The organism is Nocardia carnea NBRC 14403 (assembly GCF_000308515.1).
Lineage (GTDB): Bacteria > Actinomycetota > Actinomycetes > Mycobacteriales > Mycobacteriaceae > Nocardia > Nocardia carnea.
Map to the genome: position 1 here is coordinate 98,137 of NZ_BAFV01000052.1, position 23,469 is coordinate 121,605.

Genomic DNA, 23,469 nt, shown 5'->3' on the forward strand with positions numbered 1-23,469 from the left:
GGGCCGGGGCCGGTCAGTACAGGTACACGACCGCGTTGTTGCCGCCACGGCAGGTGACCAGGCCGTCCGCGGCAACACATTCGAGGGTGTAGGCCTGCCCGGTCACCGGACTCGTGGCCTCGATGGAAACGGGTTCCCCCTCGGCGGAGACCACCGTGGGATCCAGATAGGCCTGCCGTACCGACTCGGCGAACTCACAACTGGTCACCGCGGTACCGGCCGCCGCCGAACCGTAGGCGCCGCCACCGGAGGCCGGAGTACAGGGCTGCGCATCGGCCGGCACGGCGGCACGCGTGGTGGTGGTCGTGGTGGAGGTGCGGGTCGGCGCGGTGGACGTGGCCGGCGCACTGCTGGGCGCGGCAGTGGTGGCGGCACCGGTGGGTTCGGCGGCGGTCGGCGTCTCCTCGCCCCCGGACCCGAGGAAGGTGAACCCGAGAATCGCGACCAGCACAACGAGCAGGAACACACCGGCCCCGGCCAGGATCGGCACCGTGCGGGATCGCTGCCCCTCCCCTTCGGACGCGGGTGGGTGGGCCGCGTTCGCCATGTAGCTGTCGCGGTAACCGGCTTCGTAGGCGGCCGCATAGGGGTCGGGCTGCGGGGCTCCCGGAGCAGGACCGGAACCGTACGAGTCGGGCTGCAGATCTCCCGGCCCGGAGCCGGCACCGCCGTAACCGAACAGGCCGCCGGGGCCCGGCCGGACCGGTTCGGGCTGCCGGTCCTCGGACGGGCCACCGCGCTCGGCGGTCCACCAGTCGCCGGTGGACGGGTCGGCCGCACCGCCCGGCCGGTATGCGTCTTCGGCCGGCGGATAGGCACCTTTATCCGGCCCGTACGCACGGCCGGCCCCGCCATGGGCGTCCACCGGATACTCGCCCGAGCGATAACCGCCCTCATCCGGCTGGAAAGCCTGGTCGCTCGGCCCGTGCGGGCGCCCTTCGAACGGGTAATCGCTCGATCGGTAGCCGTTCTCGTATGACTGCGCCTGGCTGCCGTATGCCCGCTGGTCCGAGCTGTAGGCATGATCCGGTTCGTGGGCAGGCTCGCGCGGCTGGTATTCGGAGTCGGCCGTGCTCGCGGGAAGCCGATAGGCGCGGGTGGCATCGTCGACGGTGGAGTCGACGGATTCCGGGGCGGATTGCGGCTCGAAGATTCGGGTCGCATCGTCGGCGCCGGGAGCGGTGGGTGCGGGATCCTTGCCGTAGATGCGGGTCGCCTGATCGGGCGGGTAGAAGTCGGCGACCGGCATACCACCGGTTGCGGGCGCCGAATCCGGATCGGCCGCCGGATGCAACTGTTCGTTCTGGTACAGGTGGGCGTCGGGGAACGGGCGGATACCGGCGCCCGGGGCTTCGGGCTCGGCCTGTTCGTCGGAGGTGAGCGGAGTGAACTCGAATTCGGTCGGGCGTACCGAGGTGGGGTCACCGGGGATGATCGCGGGCAGGACCGTGGTCTGATCGGGGGCACCGTCTTCGTCGCGGTTCGGAATCCGGACCACCAGAGTGGGTATACCGCCGGTCGGCGGGGAGCTCTCCACGGAAGGCGCGGGGGTTGCGGGGAATTCGCCGGTTCCCGGTGCAGATGCCGCGTGCGACTGCGGCGGACGTGCCGGGGAATTCAGCGCGGTACGGGCTGCGACAGCGAGTTCTCCTGCCGTAGCGAAACGCTCGTGCGGATCCTTGGCCATACCACATGCGATCACATCGTCGAATGAAGCCGGTAACCCGGTTCGCTGAAGGCTTGCCCGGGGCGGCGGTTCGGCCAGATGCGCGCGGATCAGCATGCCGATACTCGGCGCGTCGAACGGTTGCGCACCGGTGAGACATTCGTGCAGGACGCACGCCAGCGAATAGATATCGGCCCGCGTGGTGACCGGTACGCGCTCGAACCGTTCCGGCGCCATATAGGTGTAGGAGCCGACCGCGACCCCCGCCTGCGTCACGGCGGAATCGCCCGCGTGGTGGGCGATCCCGAAATCGGCGAGATAGGCGAAATCGGCGTCGGTGACCAGGATGTTCGCCGGTTTCACATCGCGGTGCACCAGACCGTCGACATGCGCGGCATCCAGGGCGGCGGCGATCTGCTCGATCACGGTGACCGCACGCTGCGGGCTCAGCGGGCCGCCGGACTGCAGTACGGACCGCAGATCCGTGCCGGCGACCAGCCGCATATCGATGAACAGCCGGCCCTCGATCACGCCCCAATCGTGGATGGGGATGATATGCGGTTCGGCGAGCCGGGCCGCGGCCTGCGATTCGCGGCGGAACCGGGTCTGGTATTCCGGGTCGCCGACCAGATCGCCGGAGAGCAGTTTGAGCGCGACCACGCGGTCTTTGACGGTGTCGTAGGCCTCGTAGACCTCCCCCATACCGCCGCTACCCAGCAAGGAACGCAGCTCATAAGGACCGAACCGCCCGCCGACTTCGGAACCTGGCGCCTGCACCCGTCCATCCTCTCCACGTCGCGGGCGCCGTATCGACCCGGTCGCGTAGTCGCGCCGGGCTGCCCGTCAAACCTTGGATTGTCCCGGGGAAACCACACCGTGGTCAAACGCGTAGACGATGGCCGCGGCACGGTCGCGCAGTCCCAGTTTGCCGAAGATATGACCCACATGGGATTTCACGGTGACCTCCGAGATTCCGAGCGCGTGGGCTATCTCACTGTTGGCCTTGCCCCGGCCGATCAGAGCCAGTACCTCGTATTCGCGGCCGGTCAGCTCACCACCGGCGGGCGGCCCGGCCGGCGTGACCGCGGAGGTGCGGTAGGTCGTCAGCACGCGGCCGGTGACAGCCGGATCGAGCCAGGCCCCGCCCGCGGCGACGGTGCGAACGGCCCGGATCAGATCCTCGGCAGGGGAATCCTTGAGCAGGAACCCGGCGGCGCCGGCGCGTAATGCCCCGGACAGCAGCTGGTCGTCGTCGAAGGTGGTGAGGACGAGTACCGGAGGTTCGGCGGCACGGGCCCGCAGCAGCCGGGTGGCCTCGATACCGCCCATCCGTTTCATCCGCAGATCCATGAGCACGATATCGGGAGTGTGTGCCGCGACCGCCGCGAGCACCTCGTCGCCGTCGGCGCATTCGCTGATCCGGAACCCGTCGCGGCGGCGCAGAATGCGGCGCAGCCCGCCGCGCACGAGTTCCTGGTCGTCGACGATCAACACCTCGAGGACTTCCGGATCGCTTTCGGCCCTGGTCATAGTTCCTCCCGTGAACAGGCGGCCGGCACCGGCCGAGCCGCATCGGCACACCACGGCCGCCGTGTCATACCGCGCCCCGGCTGTCTCACCGATCGGCCCGGCCGGGCAACCGGGACGTCCGCCCGGTCAGCCCGCAACGGCACGGATGAGACGCGCCGTTCGTTCACACGCGTTGTCTCGACACGGGACGGAAGGCCGGTGGTCATCCGGGCAGTCCCGGTCTGCGGAGTTGGGGCACGCCGATCGATTTCATCAGGGCACAGTGTTCTTCACGGGTTTCGGTCGCGGAACCGCCGGCGCGCTCCGGGCGGTCGTGCAGTGGGAATTCGGCTCGTACGATCCAAGAACCGGCCTCGGGGCCGATGAGGATCCGGCCGCCCAGTCCTTCGGCTCGCTGGCGCATTCCGCCGACGCCGGTGCCGTGCCCGATACGCGCGGCCGGCGCCCCCGGCGGTAGCGGATTACGCACCCGTACGACCGCCGACCGCGCGCCGACCTCCAGCGCGAATTCGACGGCCGCGCCGGGTGCGTGTTTGGCGATATTGGCCAGAGATTCCTGGCAGATGCGGTACAGCGCGAGACCGACCGCCGCGGAGATCCGGTCCAGATCGCCGGTGAAACGGCGGCGCACCGTCAGGCCGGCGTTGGCGAAGTCGTCGATCAGGGCGGGGATATCGTCGGCGCCCGGTTCCGGGCCCGCGGCGGTCCGCCCGGAGTCCAGCAGGCCCACCGTGCGCCGGATATCGGCCATGGCCTGCCGGCCCAGCCGTTCGGCGTCGGCGAGCGCATCCACCGCCTCCTCTACGTCGCTGTCGGTACTGAGCGCATGCCGGGCGGCGGTGACGTGCAGCAGGGTCACGGTGAGCGAATGGGCGATGACATCGTGTACCTCGCGGGCGATACGGTTGCGTTCGGCGGCCGCTGCCTGCGCGGCCCGCACATTCTGGTTCTCCCGTTCCTGATACAGGTACAGCCGCTGGTACTGCAGCATCACGCCGACCAGCCAGCCGAGCAGGATGCCGAGCGCATACATCGGGACACCGATGCGCAGATTGTCGTTTCCCCACAGCGCCTGACTCAGCACGGCGAAGACGACCAGTTCGACGGTCGCCAGCAGCGCCAGCGGGATACTCACCCGTTTCGGCGCGATCGCCGCGATTTCGGCGGCCACCACCATCAGCACGAACGGCGCGAAATCGGCTTCCACCGGTTGGGCGAAGAACAGTGCCGCCGCGACCATCGTCGCCAATCCCAGCACGAGCGGCCGCGGCACGATCCCGAACAGCACATAGGCCGGTACCGACAGGAACAGCAGCACCACCGCGAGTAACGGCAGCACGGTCGGGAAGTATTCGTGCCGCTGCAGACAGGCGACGAGTCCGAGGACGAGCAGCGCCAGATCGGCGAACAACACCACCTTCGGTGGGTAGTCGAACGGCAGGTCACCGAGCGGGTGCCAGCCCAGCCGCAACCGTCCGTTCGTGAACCGGCGCCACATCCGGCCGGCCCGAACGCTCACCGAGCGGCGCGAACTTTTCGCACCGCCACCGTTCACAGCCCCATGACCACGACCGGCGACCTCCCCGTCCCCGCCCACCGCAGCCTGGTCACCGCAGCCGGCGACCTCCCCGGCACCACCTGCCGCGGCGGCAATGCCCTCGCTCTTACGCCGCGGGTGATCACCCGCCGCGGAACTGGATGTGAGGTGGCTCTCAGGCACATTTCCAGGGTAATCAGCCCGGGTCGCAGGAAACATCCTCCCGGAGCCGGGGCTCGTCTCCACCCCCGGTAGGAGATCGATTCTCGCCCGCCGCACGACGAAGTGCGGGCAGCGGATCCGTAGCGTGGAACGCGTCGGCGCCGCACCGGACCGAGCGGCGCACCCCAGGCCCCGACCGAAAGGGCACGGACCATGTCCTGGACAGAGCAGCACCTGCGCACCGAGATCCTGCACACCGTTCTCGACCGCGCGGCCGGCGACCCCGCCCGCACCGACCTGTTCGACGATATCCCCCAGCTCGACCGGTTGTTCGGCGGACCGCAAGGAGTACTTGCGGCCCTGCGCTATCGGTGGAACATTCATCTGGACGCCAAGCTGGAACTGGGTGCCGCCCAGGGCCGGACCGTGGACGAGGCATACCTCGAACTGGCGGCCGAACAGCCGGTGCTGCGTGCGGTACTGGATGCCCGGACGGCGTCGCGGGTGCTGGTCGCGTGAACCGGCCCCGGCCGTACATCTGTGGAAGACGGGGGTGGCGATGACGCAGCCGGCCATGCTGGAACTGACCGATGTCGTGAAGGAGTACCGTGTCGGCGATCAGCCGGTGCGGGCGCTCGACGAGATCGGGCTGCGCCTGGAAGCGGGCGAGTTCACCTCCGTCATCGGTCCGTCCGGGTCGGGGAAGAGCACATTGCTGCATATGCTCGGCGCGCTGGACCGCCCCGATTCCGGGTCGATCCGGTTCCAGGGCGCCGAAATCGGCGCGTTGAGCGAGGAACAGCAGTCGGAATTCCGGCGTCATCGGGTGGGGTTCATCTTCCAGTTCTTCAATCTGCTGCCCACCCTGTCGGCGTGGGAGAACGTCGCGGTGCCGAAACTGCTGGACGGCAAGTCTCTGCGCAAGGCGAAACCGCGGGCCCTGGAACTGCTCGACCGGGTCGGGCTCGGTGCGCGCGCCGAGCACCGTCCCGCCGAACTGTCCGGCGGGCAGATGCAGCGGGTCGCGGTGGCGCGGGCGCTGATCATGGACCCGCCGCTCATCCTGGCCGACGAACCCACCGGCAACCTGGACTCGAAAACCGGCGCCTCGATCCTCGGACTACTGGCCGAGGTCGCCGGATCGGGTAATTCGGTGGTGATGGTGACCCATGACCGCGGCGCGGTGGACTACTGCGACCGGGTGGTCACCCTCGGCGACGGACGCATCGGATCGGACGAACGCACCGCCGCTCACACCGTGGGTGGCCGCAGTGCGGAGTTCGGCGCGGCGCTCGCAGGCCGCGCCGCGCCGAATCCGACGTAACCAGCGGTGCCGCCGAGTCTTACGCGGCCCTGAGAAGTTACGGCCCACCCGAGGTCGGACCCCTACCTGAGGTCGGCCCCCGCAGCAGCCGAAGCCGGCGCAGATATCACAGCGGTGCGTCGGCCCACCAGCTGTGGATGTCCTGACGGGCGGTCGGGCCCCATTTGCGAACGAACAGCAGGGAGTTGCTGCGCGGTGAATCTTCTCCGGAACCGAAGGAGACCAGCATGTTCACCGTGAACTGGCCGCGCGCGCCGGAATCCTCCCAGACATAGGCGGTGTACGGTTCGCCGGATTTGGTACCCGCCGACGTATCGTGCGCGGGCAGGCCAGTGATCACCTCCCGGGCGGCTTCGGCGTCCGGGTAGGTGATGATCGTGTAGTCCATCCGGGTGGGTTGCAGCTGGATCTGCCGGCAATCCCAGATCGCATCCCAGGGGCGGGTTTCGAGGACATCGTCGAAAACCGGCACATCCGGGAGCAGCGGGATCTGATCGCCGGGACCGAACCTGCTGCATCGAGCGTTCTGATAACCGAGCCCGTCGATTCCGGACCCCTGCGGGAGCAGGGAGGGGAACAGGCGGCGGGTGCGGTCGCCGGGCTCGCCGCCGGGCGAATCGCCGGGACCGGCGGTACTGCTCGGTTCCCGTTCCAGGGTGGAAGTCTGCGGCGCGGCCGGTGCGCTGGAGTTCGAATCGTCGGCGCCCAGGAGCACCACCACGCCCACCGCGATCAGGGCGAGCACGATGAGCGGTACGAGAATCGCCACGGCGATCCACGGTGCCCGGCTGCGCCGCACCGGCGGTGCGTTATTCCCGGGCGGGGCGTAACCGGGCGGCGGCGCGGAGTAGCCGGGTGGAGCGGGCGGGTAGCCGCCGTGGTGCATGGTCGCCGTGGCACCGCTGGTTTCCACGGATCCGCCCGCGTAACCGGCCGGTGCGCCCGCGGGCTCGGGCCACGTCCCCCGCACCACAGGTATCCCGCCGGTATGTTCGACTCCCGCAGAGACCTGCGGATTCTTGCCTGTGTGCTCGACACTCGGAGGTACCGCGCCGAACCCGCCCGTCTGTTCCACCGCCGGCCCCGGCGAACCGGCCGGCGGCGCGGGCCGCGTGATCGCGACAGTGGGTTGCGCACCGGTGTTGTCGGCCTGCCCCGGCGGAACAGATTGCGCGGGGGCATATCCCGCTGCCGGCGCGAACCCGGAACCCGGCCCGGTCGTTTCCGGAGACGACGGCTGCGGAGCCGGCGGAGCCGTCAGCGCACGTTCCGCGGCCGCGGCGAATTCCACGCACGTCCGGTAGCGGTGCGCCGGATGTTTGGCCATCGCCTTGGCCAGCACCGGATCCAGCCCCGGCGGCAGGCCACGCCGTTTGACCGCCAGCGGCGGCGGCGCCAGCTGCAGATTCCCGTGGATGATATCGGCGGGATTCGGGGAATCGAACGGTGCCATTCCGGTGAGCAGCCAGTACAGCGTGCAGGCCAGCGAATACTGGTCCGACCGGCCGTCCATATCGCCGCCGGTCATCTGTTCCGGAGAGGCGAACGCGAGGGTCGCGGTGAACATTCCGGTCTGCGTCAACCGGACCGTTTCCGCACGTAACCGCGCGAGACCGAAATCGGTCAGGAAAACCCGCTCGCCCTGCCCGGTATTGGCGCGGGCGAGCAGAATATTGGACGGTTTCACATCCCGGTGCAGCACACCCATTCCGTGCGCGTAATCGAGCGCATCGGCAACACCCGCGATGATCTGCACCGCTTTGTCCGGCGGCAGCGACAGCGAATTCACGGTGCCCGCGTCGGCGCCGTCGATGTACTGCATGCACATCCACAGGTGCGCCCCCTCCAACCCGCGGTCGTACACCGTGACGATGCTCGGATGATCCAGGGCGGCGGCCAGATCCGCTTCCCGCTCGAAACGGGTGCGGATCGCGGCATCGGCGAACAATTCCGGTTTGAGCAGTTTGAGGGCGGTCAGTTTCCCGAGCCGGGGATGCCGGGCCAGATACACGGCACCCATTCCGCCTTCACCGAGTTGCCGCTCGATGGTGAAACCGGCGAACACGTCACCGCTGTTGAGCAACACGACCCCCTTCGGGTGACTGACAGACTCGTGAGCCTACCGGGCACACGCCGCCGATTCCGCCCCGAAAACGGTAATCCCCGCAGTCCATGGAAACCTGACCATCCGATCAGCCGGGGGTGACCAGACCCGATTCATAAGCCAGCACCACCGCCTGCGCGCGATCACGCAGATCCAATTTGGTGAAGACCTTCGACACATGGGTTTTCACCGTCTGTTCGGCGATGAACAACGCCTCGGCGATTTCGGTATTGGACATCCCCCGGGCCACCAACTCCAAAATCTCGCGTTCCCGCGGTGTGAGCGCCGCAAGCGCCGGCGACGGCGTACGGCGCGCGGACCGCCGCATCGTCACCTCGGCGATCAACCGCCGCGTCACGGTCGGTGCGAGCAGCGCCTCCCCGGCCGCGACCACCCGCACCGCACGCACCAATTCCTCGGCCGGGGCATCTTTGAGCAGGAACCCGCTGGCGCCGAGACCGAGCGCCTCGTAGACGTAGTCGTCGATATCGAAGGTCGTCAACATGAGCACCCGCACCGGCGGATCGAAACCCGCGGACAGGATGGAACGCGCCGCATCCAGGCCGTTCATCTCCGGCATCCGGACATCCATCAGCACCACATCGGGCCGTAACCGCGCCGCCTCGGCGACCGCCACTTTCCCATCGGGCGCGTCACCGATCACACTGATATCGGGTTGCGCGGCCAGTAACGCCCCGAACCCCTGCCGGACCATGGCCTGGTCGTCGGCGATCAACACGGTTATTGCCACGCGCTCAGCCTAAATGCTGTGTCATGGCGCCGCCTCCGGCGGCGCAGGGTTCGAGGCCCTATGGGTCTCGTTCTTCACTCCGACGCTCCTCCGCTTCGCTCCCCCGCTCTGTCGCTCCAGAACGAGACGGGCCCCGAACCATGGAGGTGGGCCTCGACAAGGCTGGGTAGACCTGGCCCTCGGGCGGCGAGATCGGCCCGAAAAGGGCTCTGGCACAGAAGGTTGTGCGCCGGCGTTATGGCCTTTCGGGTCAGGCGGGCATGCCGGGTTGGGTGATGGCCGACCTGGACAGGTCCGTCGCGACGGTGCGGGGTAGCAGTGCAGTGACCCGGAATCCGCCGTCGGCTGCCGGTTCCGCCGTCAACCGGCCGCCGACCGCCAGAGCTCGCGCCTGCATACCGGGAATTCCGTGCCCGCCGGTACCGGCGGCCGCCGGACCGGTGCCCGGGCCGTTGACCACGGTGAGCGTGACCGTATCGGCACTGTCGATGCCGATACGGACCGGGGCGCCGGGTGCGTGCCGGCCGGCATTGGCCAGCGATTCCTGCACGATCCGGTACAGCGCGGAGCCCACGGTGTCGGGTATCGCCGCGAGCGTGCCCTCGACCGACCAGGTGAGATCCACCCCGGCCCGGGTGGCGGACTGGAACAGCGCTTCCAGATCGGCAGCGGTGGGTTGCGGTGTGTTTTCGGCGAGCTGGCCGTCGCTGCGCAAAACACCGAGCAGGCTGCGGATCTCGTTGAGCGCTTCCCGGGCGGTGGCGCCGATCGATTCGAATTCGGACCGCGCCGCCTCGTTCACACCGCTCACCCGGTACGGGGCTGTCTGCGCCTGCACTACCACCAGCGACATATGGTGCGCGACCACATCGTGCAGATCGCGAGCTATCCGCGCTTTCTCCTCGAGGATGGTGCGCCGCGCGCGTTCGAGTTCGCTGAGTTCGGTCTGCCGGTTCAGCTCGGACCGCGAACGGATCAGCGACCGCAGCAGTACCGCGACGAACACGGTCGCGGCCAGGGAAACCGGCCACGCCCACGGATCGGCGCCGACTCCTTCTTCCGAGAGCGCCGCGCCCAGCAGCAGCGATGTCGCCGCCCACACCACCGCCACCAGCGGTGGCGGCGACCGCAACGCCACCCCGAAGACCAGGAAGTAGAGGGCGACGATATGCACCACCTGGAACGGCAGCGCCTCACCGGGCTCGTTCGGTACGGCCAAGGCGATGAACAGCGCCGAACCGGCGGATACGGCCCAGCCCAGCGGCGCGTTCCGCCGGATCAGCAGAACCGGCAGGGCGGCGAACCCCGCGATGAGCGGGGCGATCGACCACGGGACGTCATGGGTCACGTGCAGGGTGGGCCAGGCGACCGAGAACAACACCAGCACCACGAAGACCGTGCCGGCATCCACCCACCAGCGAGGTCCGAGGCGGGCGAGCCGGCTCCGGAGCGGCGGTGACTTCGCTGCCGGTTGCGCGGCACTGAACTCCATCATGGCATCGACATTACGAACCGCCGCCTGGATCCACCTCATACCGTGGGGTGAAATCGGGCCCGTACACCCGGGGTACACCGCACCCCGCTCTCACCACCCGGGGCGGGCCCGAAACCGCTCCTGAGCGGGACGGCCGCGACCGTCATCGATTCATACCGTCACGATCATGGTTGTCTCGAACACTGCCGCGCGCCGCCGGACGCCGGTCCGCCGCCCCGCCGCGTTCGCCGTCGCGGGGATCGCCGCGGCCGCATCACTGCTGGCGGTACCCACGGCCGACGCGGCCGGACCGACGGCCGACACCACCCCGGCCGCGTCCGCTGTCCGCGCACTGACCGGCACCGCTGCCGCACCGCGGCTCCCCGACGATTTCGGCGCCGTCACCGGATACCGCCCGGCGGTCGTCGACGGAATCCTGGTCGCCCCACAGGGTTCGTGCTCCTCACCGATACCGCTGCCCGCGGAGTTCGACATCGCCTGCAAGGCACACGACCTCGGTTACGACCTGCTGCGCTACGCCCAGCACAGCGGTCAACCCCTCGGTGGCTGGGCGCGCCGCGACCTCGATCACGCCCTCGCCGACCGAATGCTGTCGGCGTGCCGGCACCGCCAGGACCCGATGGCTCGGGCGAGCTGCACCACCCTGGCCGGGATCGCGGCGACGGCGGTCGACCTCAATTCGCGGCGTCAGGGGTACGGGGTGCCGGTGGTCGAACATTTCTCGTTCGCCGAGACGGCCGCGACCTGGTTCCCGCGGGTGGTGGCGCTGGTACTCGCCGCGTTCGCCACGTTCCTGACCTGGCGTACCTGCGCAGGAAGCCGGTTCGGCCGCCCGGTGCTGCGCGAACTGTTCGAGCTCACGGGGTCGGGTGCGGGCACCAGGCGTCCCGGCGGCCCGGCCTTGCTCGGGCTGCCGGCCGAATCCGCCGGCAGCCCGTCACGGAAGTCGATGAGCTCGCGGGGGTTGCGCACGTCGCCGGCCCTTCGCGCCGCGTTCCCGGTGATCCCGTTCCGGCAGGAGCTCGCATGAAGCACATCACCCCGGCCGCAGCCCAGCCGCTCTGGTCGCCCGCGCCTCTTCTCCTACGGCCCTTCGATCGAGCCGGTACCGCAGTAGCGGCTCCTACGATCCCACCGGCGACATCGGGTACGACCGCACCCGGCGATCTTCGCCGCCTGGCACGCCGCGGTTTCCCGGTCGGCGTCACCCTCGCCGTGGCACTGGGCACGATCCTGTCGCTGGCCCCCGGCCTGCTCCCCCGCTCCGCCGCCGCCCAGGCCGTCCTCACCTCCGTGCTGGTCGTCACCCTGCTGGGTATCGCACGACTCACCGGGTCCCTGTTCTCCCGCCGCCGGCCCAACGCCCCGGGGCGACACCTGCTCCGCCGGAAACCCCGCTCTCGCATCGCGGGCACATCCGGCACGCTGCGCACCGACGGCCCGTCGCCCACAACGGCCGTGCACACGCTCTCCTACGGGCGCCCGGGCATACTCCCCCTTCGACGGGACGTACGGACAGGGCGCCTACGCCGATCGGTCTCGGACCGATTCGCCGGTGTGCCTACTGTGCGGCATCTGATGCTCGCGACCGCCGGCGCCGGTGTGGTGGCCTCGGTGGTGCATGCGGCGTCGTGGCAGAACACCCTGCGCGACGCCATGGGCGTCGCGCGCATCGGACCGGAGTACTGGGCGTTCTGGGCGGTGGGGTCGCTGGTGCTCACCATCGTCCTGGTGGCCGCGGGTTCCGGGGCCGGCCGGTTGCTGCGGCGGATCGGGTGGTCGCGGGGGGTGGCGATGGCGGTGGTCGCGGCGCTGCCGGTGGCTTTCTTCGGGATTCCGGGGATTGCGGCGGCGAGTGGCGGGGGCGCCGAGTCCGGACTCGTGCAGCCCGCGGCGACAACTCGATCCGGTAGCGCCGAATCCCTGGTGAGCTGGGACTCGCTGGGTCGCGAGGGGCAGCGGTTCGTGACGAACGGCCCGGCCGGGGCCGTGCGGGTGTATGTGGGGTTGCGGTCGGCGCCCGATCCGGCGTCGCGGGCCGAACTCGCGGTCCGGGAACTCGACCGGGCCGGCGGATTCGACCGTGCGCATCTGGTGATCGCCGTACCCACCGGTTCGGGGTGGGTGGACGCGCGGGCCCTGCGCGGGTTCGGGGACCGGTTCGGTGCGGATTTCGCGGTGACGGCGTTGCAGTACTCACACCTGCCGAGCTGGGCGACGTTCGTACTGGGCCGGGATTCGGCCGCGGCATCCGCCCGCGCGCTCTTCACCGCCATCGAACAACATGCCGCGACCTTGCCGGACCCGCCGCGACTGCACCTGTACGGGCAGAGCCTGGGCGCGCTCGGGGGTAGCGCGGTGTTCGCCGGGGCGGCCGAACAGAACCGCCGGGTGTGTTCGGTGCTGTGGTCGGGTATGCCGGGCGGCGGTGGCCGGGAAGCCGGGGCGCGGACGGCGGTCCTGGCCAATACCTCCGACCCGGTAGTGCACTGGTCACCCGATCTGCTGTGGCGTCCGCCGAATCTCAGCGGCGCACGCCGGGATGCCCCGGCCCCTGGTTGGCTGCCGGTGGTGAGTTTTGTCCAAACCACCGCCGACCTGCTGGGAGCCCTGTCTGCGCCACCCGGCCACGGTCACCGCTACGACACGGACCAGGGCACCGCGCTACCCGGCTGCGCATAGCGCCGGACCGCGGTTCCCGCGAGTTTGCCCGCTGGATGCGGGCGCGCCACCGTGCCCGCACCGGCCGGTACCGCCTACGGTGCCGTTCGGAAACGCACAGGCTCTGCCCTTAAGGTGTCCCACCATGGCTTCACCCAGTGACGATCACCGGCGCCGGAAACGGCGCCGGTTGCGGCGGATATCGCCACCTGCGCTCGCCGGCGCAGCTGTGCTCGGTCTGGCACTCACGGCGGTATCCGCTCCCGCCTCCGACGCCGTCGGTTTCGACGGTTCGATCGCGGGCCCCACCGGACTCGCGGTGGTAGGGCTCACTTCGGGTGATCCGGGTAAGGCTGCCACGGCAGCCATACCGCGCGACTTCGCGACCTATTCCGGCTACGCCCCCGTCCTGCGGCAGGGCGTGCTGGTGGCACCCGACGGCGACTGTTCGTCACCGGTCGATCTGCCGCCGGAATTCGATACCGCCTGTATGGCCCACGACCTGGGTTACGACCTGCTCCGCTATGCCGACAGTGTCGGCGCCCCGCTCGGCCCGTGGGCCCGGCAGGAGCTGGACCGCACCCTCAGCGTGCGCCTGCACCAGGCCTGCGACGCACATGCCGAGCCGATGGTGCGGACCCGCTGCGAAACCCTGGCCTCGGTCGCGGCGACCGCGGTGGAGCTGAATTCGCGCCGCCAGCACTATGGGGTGCCGGTGGTGGAATCCTTCACCCAGGCGGCGACCCAGGCCGCCACCGAACATCCGACCCAGCCGTGGCTGCTGCGGCTGGTCGCGCTCGGGCTGACGGCCGTCGCCGGTCTGGTCCTGGGTGTGCGTCGGCTGCATCGGCGGATCCGCCGCCCGGCGGTCGTCGGCGTCGGCGTCGGCGTCGGCGTCGGCGTCGGCGATCATCGCGGCCTCCCGGCGCGGCCCGGCCATATCGTGGCGTCGGCGCGGACCGCCCGGCGTCGTCCGTGGTTTGCGCTGCCCGGCCTGATCCGGCTGCCGGTGGACCCTGTCCCGCTGCCACAGCTACCGCGGATCCCGGTGCCCGGGAAGTCACCTGCCCGGCAGGGCCGCGCCGCCGGTTGACCCCGTCTATAACACGTTCTAGTTTGGGGGCGTGCTTGTTGTGGACGATGTGGTCGAAGTGGATGCCCCCGCCGACGTGGTGTGGTCGGTCCTCACCGATTTCGACCGGTACAGCGACTGGAATCCCTTCATCGGTCGCTGCCGCGCGGACCTGACCGTCGGTGCGCCGATCGATATGCGGGTCCAGCAGCTGATGCCGCTGCCGATTCCCATGCGCGAATGGATCCACACCGTCACCGCGGGCCGGGAGTTCGGTTACTCGATGAAACCGATCCCGCTCGGCGCGCTCCGCAGCAACCGCACCCACACACTGACGCCCCTCGGCGACAACCGCACCCGCTACGAATCGCATTTCGAACTCGCCGGATGGCTCGCGCCCCTGGTCGGCCTGCTGTTCGGACGCGGTTTCCGGCGCGGTTTCCCCGGTATGACCACCGCGGTGGAATGCGAAGCCGAACGCCGGCACACGGCGGCATAATCCGCGCCGCACCGAGTCACCTCACGCGGCGCGAGTCACGACCCCAGCGCCCACGCTCACGGAACAGCGATCGGCCGCGACCTGTCACTGCCGGTTCGGCCCGCCGCTCGTCCTCGAGTGGCGGGGCCGTTGGAAGACCGCGGGCGGTGACCCGTAAAGGATCACCGCCCGCGACCACGTTCTGTGGTGTTCTACAACAAGCTCAGGCGATCGGCCCGCGCGCCGCCTCATAGGCCGCGCCTACTCGGTACAACCGGTCGTCGGCCAGGGCGGGCGCCATGATCTGCAGGCCCACCGGCATACCGTCGTCGCGGCTGAGACCCGACGGCACCGACATCGCCGGATGCCCGGCCAGGTTGGTGGGCAGGGTGCACAGATCCGACAGGTACATCGCCAGCGGATCGTCGACCTTTTCGCCGAGCTTCCACGGAGTGAACGGGCTGGTCGGCGAGATCAGCACATCCACCTGTTCGTAGGCCTGCTCGAAATCGCGGGCGATCAGGGTCCGCACCTTGAGCGCCTGACCGTAATAGGCGTCGTAGTACCCGGCCGACAACGCGTACGTGCCGATCATGATGCGCCGCTTCACCTCGGGCCCGAACCCGGCGGCCCGGGTGGCGGCCATGACCTGTTCGGCGCTGTGCTTACCGTCGTCGTCGACGCGCAGGCCGTACCGCATGGCGTCGAAGCGGGCCAGGTTGGAGGAGACCTCGCTGGGCAGGATCAGATAGTAGGACGCCAGCGCGTACTCGAAATGCGGGCAGGACACCTCGACCACTTCCGCGCCGAGCTCCTTCAGCACACCCACCGCGGCATCGAAGGAGGCCAGCACGCCCTGCTGGTAGCTGTCGGAATGCAGTTCCTTGACCACACCGATCTTCACACCGCGCAGATCCCCGCCCGCACCCCGGCGCGCGGCCTCGACCACCGCCGGCACCGGCACGTTGCGGGAGGTCGAATCGCGCGGATCGTGTCCGGCGATCACCTCGTGCAGCAGCGCGGTGTCCAGTACGGTCCGGGCGCAGGGTCCGCCCTGATCCAGCGAGGACGCGCAGGCGACCAGCCCGTACCGCGACACCGTGCCGTAGGTGGGCTTGGTGCCGACGGTCGCGGTAACCGCGGCCGGCTGCCGGATCGACCCGCCGGTATCGGTACCGATCGCCAGCGGCGCCTGATACGAGGCCAGCGCCGCCGCCGAACCACCACCCGAGCCGCCGGGGATTCGCCCGGTATCCCACGGGTTCTTGGTCGGCCCGTACGCGGAGTTCTCGGTGGACGAACCCATCGCGAACTCGTCCATATTCGTTTTCCCGAGAATCGGGATACCGGCGGCACGCAGCCGGGAGGTCAGCGTGGCGTCATAGGGCGCCACCCAGCCTTCGAGAATCTTCGACGCGCAGGTGGTGGGCATATCGGTCGTGGTGAACACGTCCTTGAGTGCCAGCGGCACCCCGGCCAGCGGTGAGGCCGGCGCTTTCCCGTCGGCGAGCGCCGTATCGACCTCGGCCGCGGCCGCCAGCGCCTGCTCACCGGCGATATGCAGGAAGGCGTGATAATCGCCGTCGACCTCGGCGATCCGGTCCAGATGCGCCCGGGTCACCTCCACCGACGACACTTCCCGGTCGTGGATCTTGGCGGCGAGCTCGGACGCCTCGAGCTGAGTCAGGTCGCTCATTCGCCCTCTCCCAGGATCTGCGGCACCAGGAACCGCTGGTCTTCACTGGCCGGTGCACCGGACAGGGCCTGTTCGGGGCTGAGCCCGGGACGGACCTCGTCGGGGCGGGACACGTTCGTCACCGGATCGGGTGACGGCGTGGCCGGAACATCGGCGGCGGCCACCTCGGAGATGGTCGCCACATGGCTGAGGATCGAATCCAGCTGTCCGGCGAACTGATCGAGTTCGGCCTCGGACAGGGCGAGCCTGGACAGCCGGGCGAGGTGTGCGACCTCGTCGCGGGAGATGGCGGTCACCGCGAACCCCTTTCGGCGTGTAGTTCGGATACGGATCACGAGCAACGAACAGCCTAATGGTGCCGCCGCGCGGGGTCGGTCGCGAGGCCACAGGAGTACCTCGGGCCACCCGATTCACACCGTTCGCTATCGTTGCGCGGCGGTCAGCGCGCACAATTCGAGTCGATAACCGCCCGAAATGGGTGTAAGGATGGGCAGACCGGGTATTCGTTCAGAGCCTCGGCCGCAGAAGGAAAGGGAAACGCACGTGTCATATCTGCTCCGCGTGCAACTTCCGGATCGTCCGGGAAGCCTCGGGTCATTGGCGGTGGCACTCGGCACCGTCGGCGCCGATATCCTCTCGCTGGACGTGGTCGAACGGGGCGCTGGTTTCGCCGTGGACGATCTGGTGGTCGAGATCGCCCCGAACGCACTTCCCGATACGCTCATCACCGCCGCGGAATCGCTCGGTGACGTGCGAGTCGATTCGATCCGGCCCTATTCCGGTGTTCTCGACACCCACCGCGAACTCGAACTCATCGACAATGTGGCCAACGCCCGCGACGACCGCCTACAGGTCCTGGTCGACGGTATTCCGCGGGTGCTGCGGGTGGGCTGGAGCACGGTGCTCGATATCGGTCCGCAGGGTGCCTACCGGCTGGTCGGCAGCCAGAGCGCGCCACAGACGCAGGCGGCTTCGGTGCCGTGGATGCCGTTGCAGAAACCGCTTGCCCTCGACGCCGACGCGGACTTGGGTGCCCGAGATCTGGCGCGATATGGATACCAAGATGGCCGCCGCGCCACTGGGGCCGTCCAGTAAGGCGCTGCTGCTCGGCCGTCCCGGTGGACCCGATTTCCGGCCGTCGGAGGTGGCGCGCCTCGGCTATCTCGCCGGAATCGTCGCCACCGTCCTGGGCTGAGGGCCCGGTAACTACTTTCCGGGCTCGACGATCTGCCACCGATCCGGTTTACCGGGCGGGTAGGCGACGGTGAGCGTATCGCCGACGGCCGGCCAGTAGGCCGCATCCCAGACCAGCCGCCCGTACACCACTTTCCCGGGTTCGGATGGGCCGGAAAGGTTTCCGGTGAGGGTGACGAACTGCTCGCCCATCTCCTCGGGCCGCGGGCTCACCCCGGTGAGATACAGCGATCCGATCTCGGCGTCCTGCGGCATCGCGGTACCCCGCCGCCCCCGGAACACCAGGACCAGCATCCCGACCAATGCGGCCACCATGACCGCCAGCATCGCCAGTTCGAACACACCCCCATGGTAGGCGCACCGCGCCCGACCTTCGCCCATGTATGCCGACACGCCCACAACGGCGCCAGGCTGCTCGTCCCGTATCGCCGTCGATGGGCGGGCCTGCCCGCCGATGTTCGGAGTCGACCCGAACTCACGCAGCGATACGGCACTGGGCCCGTTGAACCCGGACGGCGGAATGTTCCCGCCGAACCCTGTGCACCGTAGAAAGATCGGCCGCCCCCGCCGGAAAGCTCCTATTTGTGCGACACCACCGTCATCGGCGCATCAGCCCACCATCACGGGGTATTCGGGGAGTACCGATGTGGAAGGAAAAGATCGTCATGCCGGACTCATCGATCAGAGCAGGTGCCATGGGAAGCCGAGTAGTAAGCATTGTCATCCTCGTCTGGTTCGTGGCGGGGCTGGTCGCCGCCGGGCAGCGCGGTTATTTCAACGAACCGCCCGCCGAGTGCTCCCACGCCGCGACGCTGGCGGTTACAGTTCTCGCCGGACCACTGAACTACATGGGAATGAACCCCAAAATGGGGTGCACGATCCCGCAACCGAGCACCTAGCCGGACCCGCGTGCACCGGGTTCTCAGGACATCGTGAGCGTGCTCGTACCGGCGTCGGACCGGCGGACGGTCCAGACGCCGGTCCGGGTCCGGGCCGAACGGCCGTTACCGCGGTCGACGAGGGCACGGTCGCCGGTGGTGTACACCAATTGCGCGCCGCGGGTGTTGGTTTCGGGGTTCTGGAACAGCTGGATCAGCCGGTCGGCCTCTTCGACGGTCAGTTGCGCGCCGATATCGTCGACGACGAGCACCTTTCCGGCGTCCAATGCGTCGAGTAGAACCGGAAGCAACCGCAGCAGCGCCACTGTCGCGGAGGATTCCTCGGCCAGGGTGAACACCGGGTCCACACCGGTGTGGACGAGCCGCAGCCCGACGCCGCGCCGCGCGACCATGCGCGTGTACAGCGCGTCGCGGGCATTGCGCATATTGGTCAGTTCGCGGGCCAGCTGCGCCGCGGTGAGACCACTGTCCGATTCCAGTTGCACCGCGTATGCCGCCGAGCCCGCCGCGCGATCGGTCTGTTCGCCCAGGGCCGCGATATCGGCGTCGAGATCGCGCAGGTAGTCGGCGTAGCCCGGATCGTTCTGTGCGATGAGTAGATCGGTGATACCGAGATCGGCGGTCTGCAACAGGGTGAGCAGCCGGGCGGCGTTCTCGGTGGACCGCGACAGATGCGAACCCACCCGCAGCTCGACCGAGTCGATATCGCCGGTGCCGCGCAACACCTCGAGCATCGTCTCGAACCAGCGGTAGGCCGGCACCAGCGCCTCGGCGTACATCTGCCCGGCCAGGCTCAACAGCAGCGCGTTCGGGCGCACCAGCGGTATCAGGGCGGTGATCCCGAACCGCGCGGCCTCGAACATGGGCCCGACCCGCACCGCCTCGCCCTCGCGTTCGAACACGATCCGCTTACGCGAGCGCGGATGACTGTAGAGCCATTCGGCCGCGATATCCGCGGCGTCCAGCCGGAACCCGTAGGTGTAGGGCGTCTCCTCGGCGATGAACACCGCCTCGAATTCGGAGGGCTGCCCGGTGTGCCCGAGATGCGGCGCCCGCTCCGGCGCGGCGTAGGGATCCCAGCCGGTTACCGAACGCAACACCGCCGCCCGCATATGTCCCAGCGCGTCCACGAGGTTCGATTTACCGGCCGCCGGCCCGCCGTGTACCGCGGTCACCGGCACCGCCACCGGCGCACTGCCGCGGGTCAACCGCAATTCCTGTAGGTCGGCCAGCGATTTGTGGTTGGACACCCGAAAACTGCGCAGCATCCCGCCATCCTGCCGTGCCCGGCCACCGGACCGCAGCACCGGGATCGCGCCCGTGTCGCACGCCGCATTCCTGCTCGTATGGTTGCGGCAGCGCCGTTGTCCGGCCCACAGCCCCCATCGGCTCACCGACCGCCGGTGCTCAGGGGATTCGATCGGCCGCACAGACGATCCCCGCGGCCCCGGCCGTAACCGGGGCGGGTCGGCTTCATGCGCCGGATGTCGGTTTCCGTCACGGGGCCGGCGATGGCGGCCGAGCGCGATCGCCGGACCGAAGGTGTCCGCCGGGAAGTGACGCACGCTTCTACGGTGTCTCGGCCCTACTCCTGCGGCAGATCTTCATCCACCGTGGATTCACCGGCCGGGCGCACCGCGTCCGGACCGGATTCGAGCAGCGTGCGGAAACCGTCCTCGTCGAGGATCGGCACGCCGAGTTCTTCGGCCTTGGCGGCTTTGGAACCGGGGGAATCACCGATCACCACGAAAGCTGTTTTCTTCGACACCGATCCGGCCGCCTTACCGCCGCGTTGCAGGATCGCCTCCTTCGCTCCATCGCGGGAAAAGCCCTGCAGCGATCCGGTGACCACGATCGACAGGCCCTCGAGGTTGCGCGGAATCGATTCGTCGCGTTCGTCGGCCATCCGGACCCCGGCGGCGCGCCATTTGTCCACGATGGCGCGATGCCAATCGACGGTGAACCATTCCGCGACAGCGGTGGCGATGGTGGGACCGACGCCCTCGGCCCCCGACAACTCTTCCAGGGAAGCCTGCTCGATCCGTTCCAGGCTGCCGAATTCGGCGGCCAGGGCGCGTGCCGCCGTCGGCCCGACATGGCGGATGGACAGGCCGACCAGTACCCGCCACAGCGGGACATCCTTGGCGGCGGCGAGATTGTCGAGCAGACGGCGGCCGTTGGCCGAGAGGCTGCCGTTCTTGTTGATGAACAGCGAAACGTTCTGCAGCCGGTCGGTATCGAGATCGAACAGGTCGCCCTCGTCGGTGATGGCACCGGAATTCAACAGCGCGACCGCCGCCTCGTAGCCGAGCGCCTCGATATCGAAGGCGCCGCGGCCGGCCACATGGAATACCCGTTCCCGCAGCTGGGCGGGGCAGGTGCGCTGGTTGGGGCAGCGGATATCGGCGTCGCCCTCTTTCTCGTAGGCCAGTTCGGTACCGCATTCGGGGCAGTGGGTCGGCATCACGAATTCGCGTTCGTCGCCGGTGCGGGCATCCACGACCGGGCCCAGCACTTCCGGAATCACATCGCCGGCCTTGCGAATCGTGACGGTATCGCCGATCAGTACCCCCTTGCGCACCACCTCGGCGGCATTGTGCAGTGTCGCCATCGCGACCGTGGACCCAGCGATCACCACCGGTTCCATTACCGCGAACGGCGTGACCCGCCCCGTGCGCCCGACGTTCACCGCGATATTGCGCAGCTTCGTGGTGGCTTCTTCGGGCGGATACTTGTAGGCGATGGCCCAGCGCGGCGCCCGGGAGGTGGAACCGAGGCGGCGCTGCAGCAGCAGCTCGTCGACCTTCACCACCAGACCGTCGATCTCGTGCTCGATATCGTGCCGGTGTTCGGCCCAGTAGGCGATCCGCGCGAGCACCGCATCCACCCCGCTGACCAGCTCGGTATGCGACGACACCGGCAACCCCCAGGCGGCGAGCGCCCGGTAGGCCTCGTGCTGGGAACGCGGAGTGAACCCCTCGGTCCGCCCGAGACCGTGGCAGATCATCCGCAACCGCCGCCGCGAGGTGACCGACGGATCCTTCTGCCGCAGCGAACCGGCCGCGGTATTCCGCGGATTCGCGTACGGCGGTTTGCCGTCGGCCACGATCGCGGCATTGAGTGTTTCGAAATCCTCGAGCCGGAAGTACACCTCACCGCGCACTTCCAGCAGTTCGGGTACCGGAAATTCCGCGGTGGCCGTCAATTCGCCGGGGATGTCTTCGATGGTGCGCGCGTTGAGTGTGACGTCCTCACCGGTGCGCCCGTCCCCGCGGGTGGCGCCGCGCACCAGTTTGCCGTCGCGGTAGACCAGGTTCAGCGCCACCCCATCGATCTTGACCTCGCACAGATAGTGCAGACCGGGGCCGGTTTCCTCCTCGACCCGCGCCGCCCACGCCCGCATATCGGCCTCGGAGAAGGCGTTGTCCAGGGAGAGCATCCGCTCGAGATGATCCACCGGCGTGAAATCGGTGGCGAATCCGCCGCCCACCAACTGGGTGGGCGAATCCGGAGTCCGCAGATCGGGATACTGTTCCTCCAGCGCCAGCAACTGCTGGAACAGCCGGTCGAATTCGCCGTCGGAGATGATCGGCGCATCCCGGACATAGTAGCGGAACTGATGTTCGCGCACCGTATCGGCGAGCTCCTGCCAACGCACGCGCTCCTCCCCGGCGGCCGGCGCGGGCGCGGCCTCGCCGGTGGAAGTATCCCGTTCGGTGGGGGTTCCGATCTCGCTCACATCTCGCAGATTAGTCCAGTCCACCGACACTTCGACTCACCGTAATGGCACGTCGCCGCCCTGGGCCGAGCGAATCGACCCGCCCCGAGTATGGCCCGCGGTGAACTCGTCGGAACCCGGTCCGCTGCGGTCGCGCGACAGGCGTAGGCGGCCGAACACACTACGCATCGCGGGCTCACCCCCGCGACTCACGACTCACAAAACTACTCACGGCCGGCGACTCACCACTCACCACTCACCACTCGCGACCCGCGAACCACAACCCATGGCTCACGGTCCACAACTCACGGCCGACGACTCACCACTCACGACTCGCAGAGCCGCGACCCTCGACCATCGGCTCACGAGCATGGGCTCACGGCTCACGGCTACTGCGGTACCAGGGACTCCGGGTCTTGCTCGAAGGCTTTCGCGGTGTCCGAGGTGAGTCGCAGTGCGTCGCGGGCCCAGCTCTGCGACGCTCCGGCGAGTCCGCAGGACGGGCTCACCGACACCTGCCGGACCAGGGTCGCACGGGGAAATCCGAGGCGGTCCATCAGGCGAGCGCCCGGTTCGGCGATATCCTGCCAGGTCACCGGGGTAGCGGGGGCGCTGGTCGGCACAAGCCCGAGCACCAGGCGTTTGCCCGCATCCAGCGTCTGTCCGACCGCGTCCAGACCCGCGGTCCCGGACAGCGTCGCGAGATCGAACCCGAGCGCGTCGGCCGCGGATCGGCGCAGGAAGTCGAGCGGCGGCCGGTTCGCGCAGGTGTGTACCAGCGTGGGCACCCCCTGTGGGGTCAGCACCGCATCGAGGATCGCCAGGGCTTCCGGTTCGGGGAGGGCGCGGACCGTGTTCAGCACGCTGGCCCCGCGCAGGGAACCGTTGAGCACGTCGGCCACCAGCGGTTCGTCCAACTGCAGGACGACGTCGGTTTCGAGCCGCATCGCGATTTCGGCGATATGCGCGGCCAGCCCTTCGGCGAGCGAATCCGCCAGGTCTCGCACGGCACCGCGGTCGGTGAGTACCCGGTGGCCGCCCGGCAGTTCCACCTGCGCCGCCAGCGTCAGCGGTCCGGCCGCCTGTACCTTCACCGGCCGTCCCGACCCGCGCAGTCCGGCGTTCTCCCAGGCTTCCTGCAGGGCGTCCAGATCGGTGCGCAGTAGATCGTGTGCCCGTGCG

The 23,469-nt window shown here is 69.0% G+C and carries 19 protein-coding genes and 1 pseudogene; 8 read left to right on the forward strand and 12 right to left on the reverse strand.

Annotated elements, in window-relative coordinates; translation table 11 throughout:
- Window positions 1-13: 13 nt before the first annotated feature.
- The 3 genes from ON22_RS38560 to ON22_RS18410 all read right to left on the reverse strand — a co-directional run bounded on the left by ON22_RS38560 (window position 14) and on the right by ON22_RS18410 (window position 4,916).
- Window positions 14-2,443 (reverse strand): serine/threonine-protein kinase, encoded by a 2,430-nt coding sequence (locus ON22_RS38560; RefSeq protein WP_051157772.1) that lies wholly within the window; start codon window positions 2,441-2,443, stop codon window positions 14-16.
- Window positions 2,444-2,509: 66 nt separating this feature from the next.
- Complete coding sequence (locus ON22_RS18405) at window positions 2,510-3,196, reverse strand: response regulator (protein ID WP_174375602.1); 687 nt, start codon at window positions 3,194-3,196, stop codon at window positions 2,510-2,512.
- A gap of 202 nt (window positions 3,197-3,398) precedes the next feature.
- Entirely contained in the window at window positions 3,399-4,916 is a 1,518-nt protein-coding gene (locus ON22_RS18410) for a sensor histidine kinase (RefSeq protein ID WP_231507903.1), read from the reverse strand.
- 192 nt (window positions 4,917-5,108) lie between these two features.
- Here ON22_RS18410 and ON22_RS18415 point away from each other — a divergent pair, with 192 nt between their 5' ends.
- Both ON22_RS18415 and ON22_RS18420 read left to right on the forward strand, forming a co-directional pair.
- Window positions 5,109-5,414, forward strand: coding sequence for a hypothetical protein (locus ON22_RS18415; protein ID WP_033241266.1), 306 nt, complete (start codon window positions 5,109-5,111; stop codon window positions 5,412-5,414).
- Between the two features lie 40 nt (window positions 5,415-5,454).
- A complete protein-coding gene (locus ON22_RS18420) occupies window positions 5,455-6,219 on the forward strand; it encodes an ABC transporter ATP-binding protein (RefSeq protein ID WP_081595670.1) in 765 nt (254 codons plus the stop codon).
- 106 nt (window positions 6,220-6,325) lie between these two features.
- Here the strand turns inward: ON22_RS18420 and ON22_RS37585 are convergent, their stop codons facing one another.
- The 3 genes from ON22_RS37585 to ON22_RS18435 all read right to left on the reverse strand — a co-directional run bounded on the left by ON22_RS37585 (window position 6,326) and on the right by ON22_RS18435 (window position 10,569).
- The gene (locus ON22_RS37585; protein ID WP_051157774.1) at window positions 6,326-8,305 is read right to left on the reverse strand and encodes a serine/threonine-protein kinase; all 1,980 of its coding nucleotides are present in this window, start codon (window positions 8,303-8,305) and stop codon (window positions 6,326-6,328) included.
- 106 nt (window positions 8,306-8,411) lie between these two features.
- Window positions 8,412-9,074, reverse strand: a complete 663-nt coding sequence (locus tag ON22_RS18430) for a response regulator (protein WP_033241265.1) — start codon at window positions 9,072-9,074, stop codon at window positions 8,412-8,414.
- A 250-nt stretch (window positions 9,075-9,324) separates the two neighbouring features.
- Window positions 9,325-10,569, reverse strand: coding sequence for a sensor histidine kinase (locus ON22_RS18435; RefSeq protein ID WP_081595676.1), 1,245 nt, complete (start codon window positions 10,567-10,569; stop codon window positions 9,325-9,327).
- 166 nt (window positions 10,570-10,735) lie between these two features.
- On the opposite strand from ON22_RS18435, the gene ON22_RS34710 reads away from it, so the two are divergent.
- The 4 genes from ON22_RS34710 to ON22_RS18455 all read left to right on the forward strand — a co-directional run bounded on the left by ON22_RS34710 (window position 10,736) and on the right by ON22_RS18455 (window position 14,801).
- On the forward strand, window positions 10,736-11,599 hold the full coding sequence (locus ON22_RS34710) for a hypothetical protein (RefSeq protein ID WP_051157775.1): 864 nt from the start codon (window positions 10,736-10,738) through the stop codon (window positions 11,597-11,599).
- A complete protein-coding gene (locus tag ON22_RS18445; RefSeq protein WP_051157776.1) occupies window positions 11,596-13,251 on the forward strand; it encodes an alpha/beta-hydrolase family protein in 1,656 nt (551 codons plus the stop codon). Before ON22_RS34710 ends, ON22_RS18445 begins: the two co-directional genes overlap by 4 nt.
- Window positions 13,252-13,375: 124 nt before the next feature.
- Window positions 13,376-14,323, forward strand: a complete 948-nt coding sequence (locus ON22_RS18450; RefSeq protein ID WP_063820603.1) for a hypothetical protein — start codon at window positions 13,376-13,378, stop codon at window positions 14,321-14,323.
- 31 nt (window positions 14,324-14,354) lie between these two features.
- Window positions 14,355-14,801 carry an SRPBCC domain-containing protein gene (locus ON22_RS18455; protein WP_033241264.1) on the forward strand — a complete coding sequence of 149 codons (447 nt, stop codon included), beginning with the start codon at window positions 14,355-14,357 and terminating at the stop codon, window positions 14,799-14,801.
- A 202-nt stretch (window positions 14,802-15,003) separates the two neighbouring features.
- Here ON22_RS18455 and gatA read toward each other — a convergent pair whose 3' ends face one another.
- The gene (gene gatA / locus ON22_RS18460; protein ID WP_033241263.1) at window positions 15,004-16,476 is read right to left on the reverse strand and encodes an Asp-tRNA(Asn)/Glu-tRNA(Gln) amidotransferase subunit GatA; all 1,473 of its coding nucleotides are present in this window, start codon (window positions 16,474-16,476) and stop codon (window positions 15,004-15,006) included.
- The gene (gatC, locus tag ON22_RS18465) at window positions 16,473-16,772 is read right to left on the reverse strand and encodes an Asp-tRNA(Asn)/Glu-tRNA(Gln) amidotransferase subunit GatC (protein ID WP_033241262.1); all 300 of its coding nucleotides are present in this window, start codon (window positions 16,770-16,772) and stop codon (window positions 16,473-16,475) included. The genes gatA and gatC overlap by 4 nt, the downstream gene beginning before the upstream one ends.
- A 247-nt stretch (window positions 16,773-17,019) precedes the next feature.
- Between gatC and ON22_RS18470 the strand changes: the two are divergent.
- A pseudogene (locus ON22_RS18470) lies at window positions 17,020-17,671 on the forward strand (ACT domain-containing protein).
- Between the two features lie 11 nt (window positions 17,672-17,682).
- Here ON22_RS18470 and ON22_RS18475 read toward each other — a convergent pair.
- Entirely contained in the window at window positions 17,683-18,012 is a 330-nt protein-coding gene (locus ON22_RS18475) for a hypothetical protein (protein ID WP_033242153.1), read from the reverse strand.
- A gap of 353 nt (window positions 18,013-18,365) precedes the next feature.
- Between ON22_RS18475 and ON22_RS18480 the strand changes: the two genes are divergently transcribed.
- Window positions 18,366-18,569 carry a hypothetical protein gene (locus ON22_RS18480; RefSeq protein ID WP_033241260.1) on the forward strand — a complete coding sequence of 68 codons (204 nt, stop codon included), beginning with the start codon at window positions 18,366-18,368 and terminating at the stop codon, window positions 18,567-18,569.
- A gap of 23 nt (window positions 18,570-18,592) precedes the next feature.
- Here the strand turns inward: ON22_RS18480 and ON22_RS18485 are convergent, their stop codons facing one another.
- From ON22_RS18485 to ON22_RS18495, 3 genes are all read right to left on the reverse strand, one after another.
- Window positions 18,593-19,837 (reverse strand): AAA family ATPase, encoded by a 1,245-nt coding sequence (locus ON22_RS18485; protein WP_033241259.1) that lies wholly within the window; start codon window positions 19,835-19,837, stop codon window positions 18,593-18,595.
- 317 nt (window positions 19,838-20,154) lie between these two features.
- Complete coding sequence (ligA, locus tag ON22_RS18490) at window positions 20,155-22,299, reverse strand: NAD-dependent DNA ligase LigA (RefSeq protein WP_051157786.1); 2,145 nt, start codon at window positions 22,297-22,299, stop codon at window positions 20,155-20,157.
- A 377-nt stretch (window positions 22,300-22,676) separates the two neighbouring features.
- Window positions 22,677-23,469 (reverse strand): uroporphyrinogen decarboxylase/cobalamine-independent methonine synthase family protein (locus ON22_RS18495; protein ID WP_043740318.1); only part of this gene is annotated, 793 nt, incomplete at its 5' end.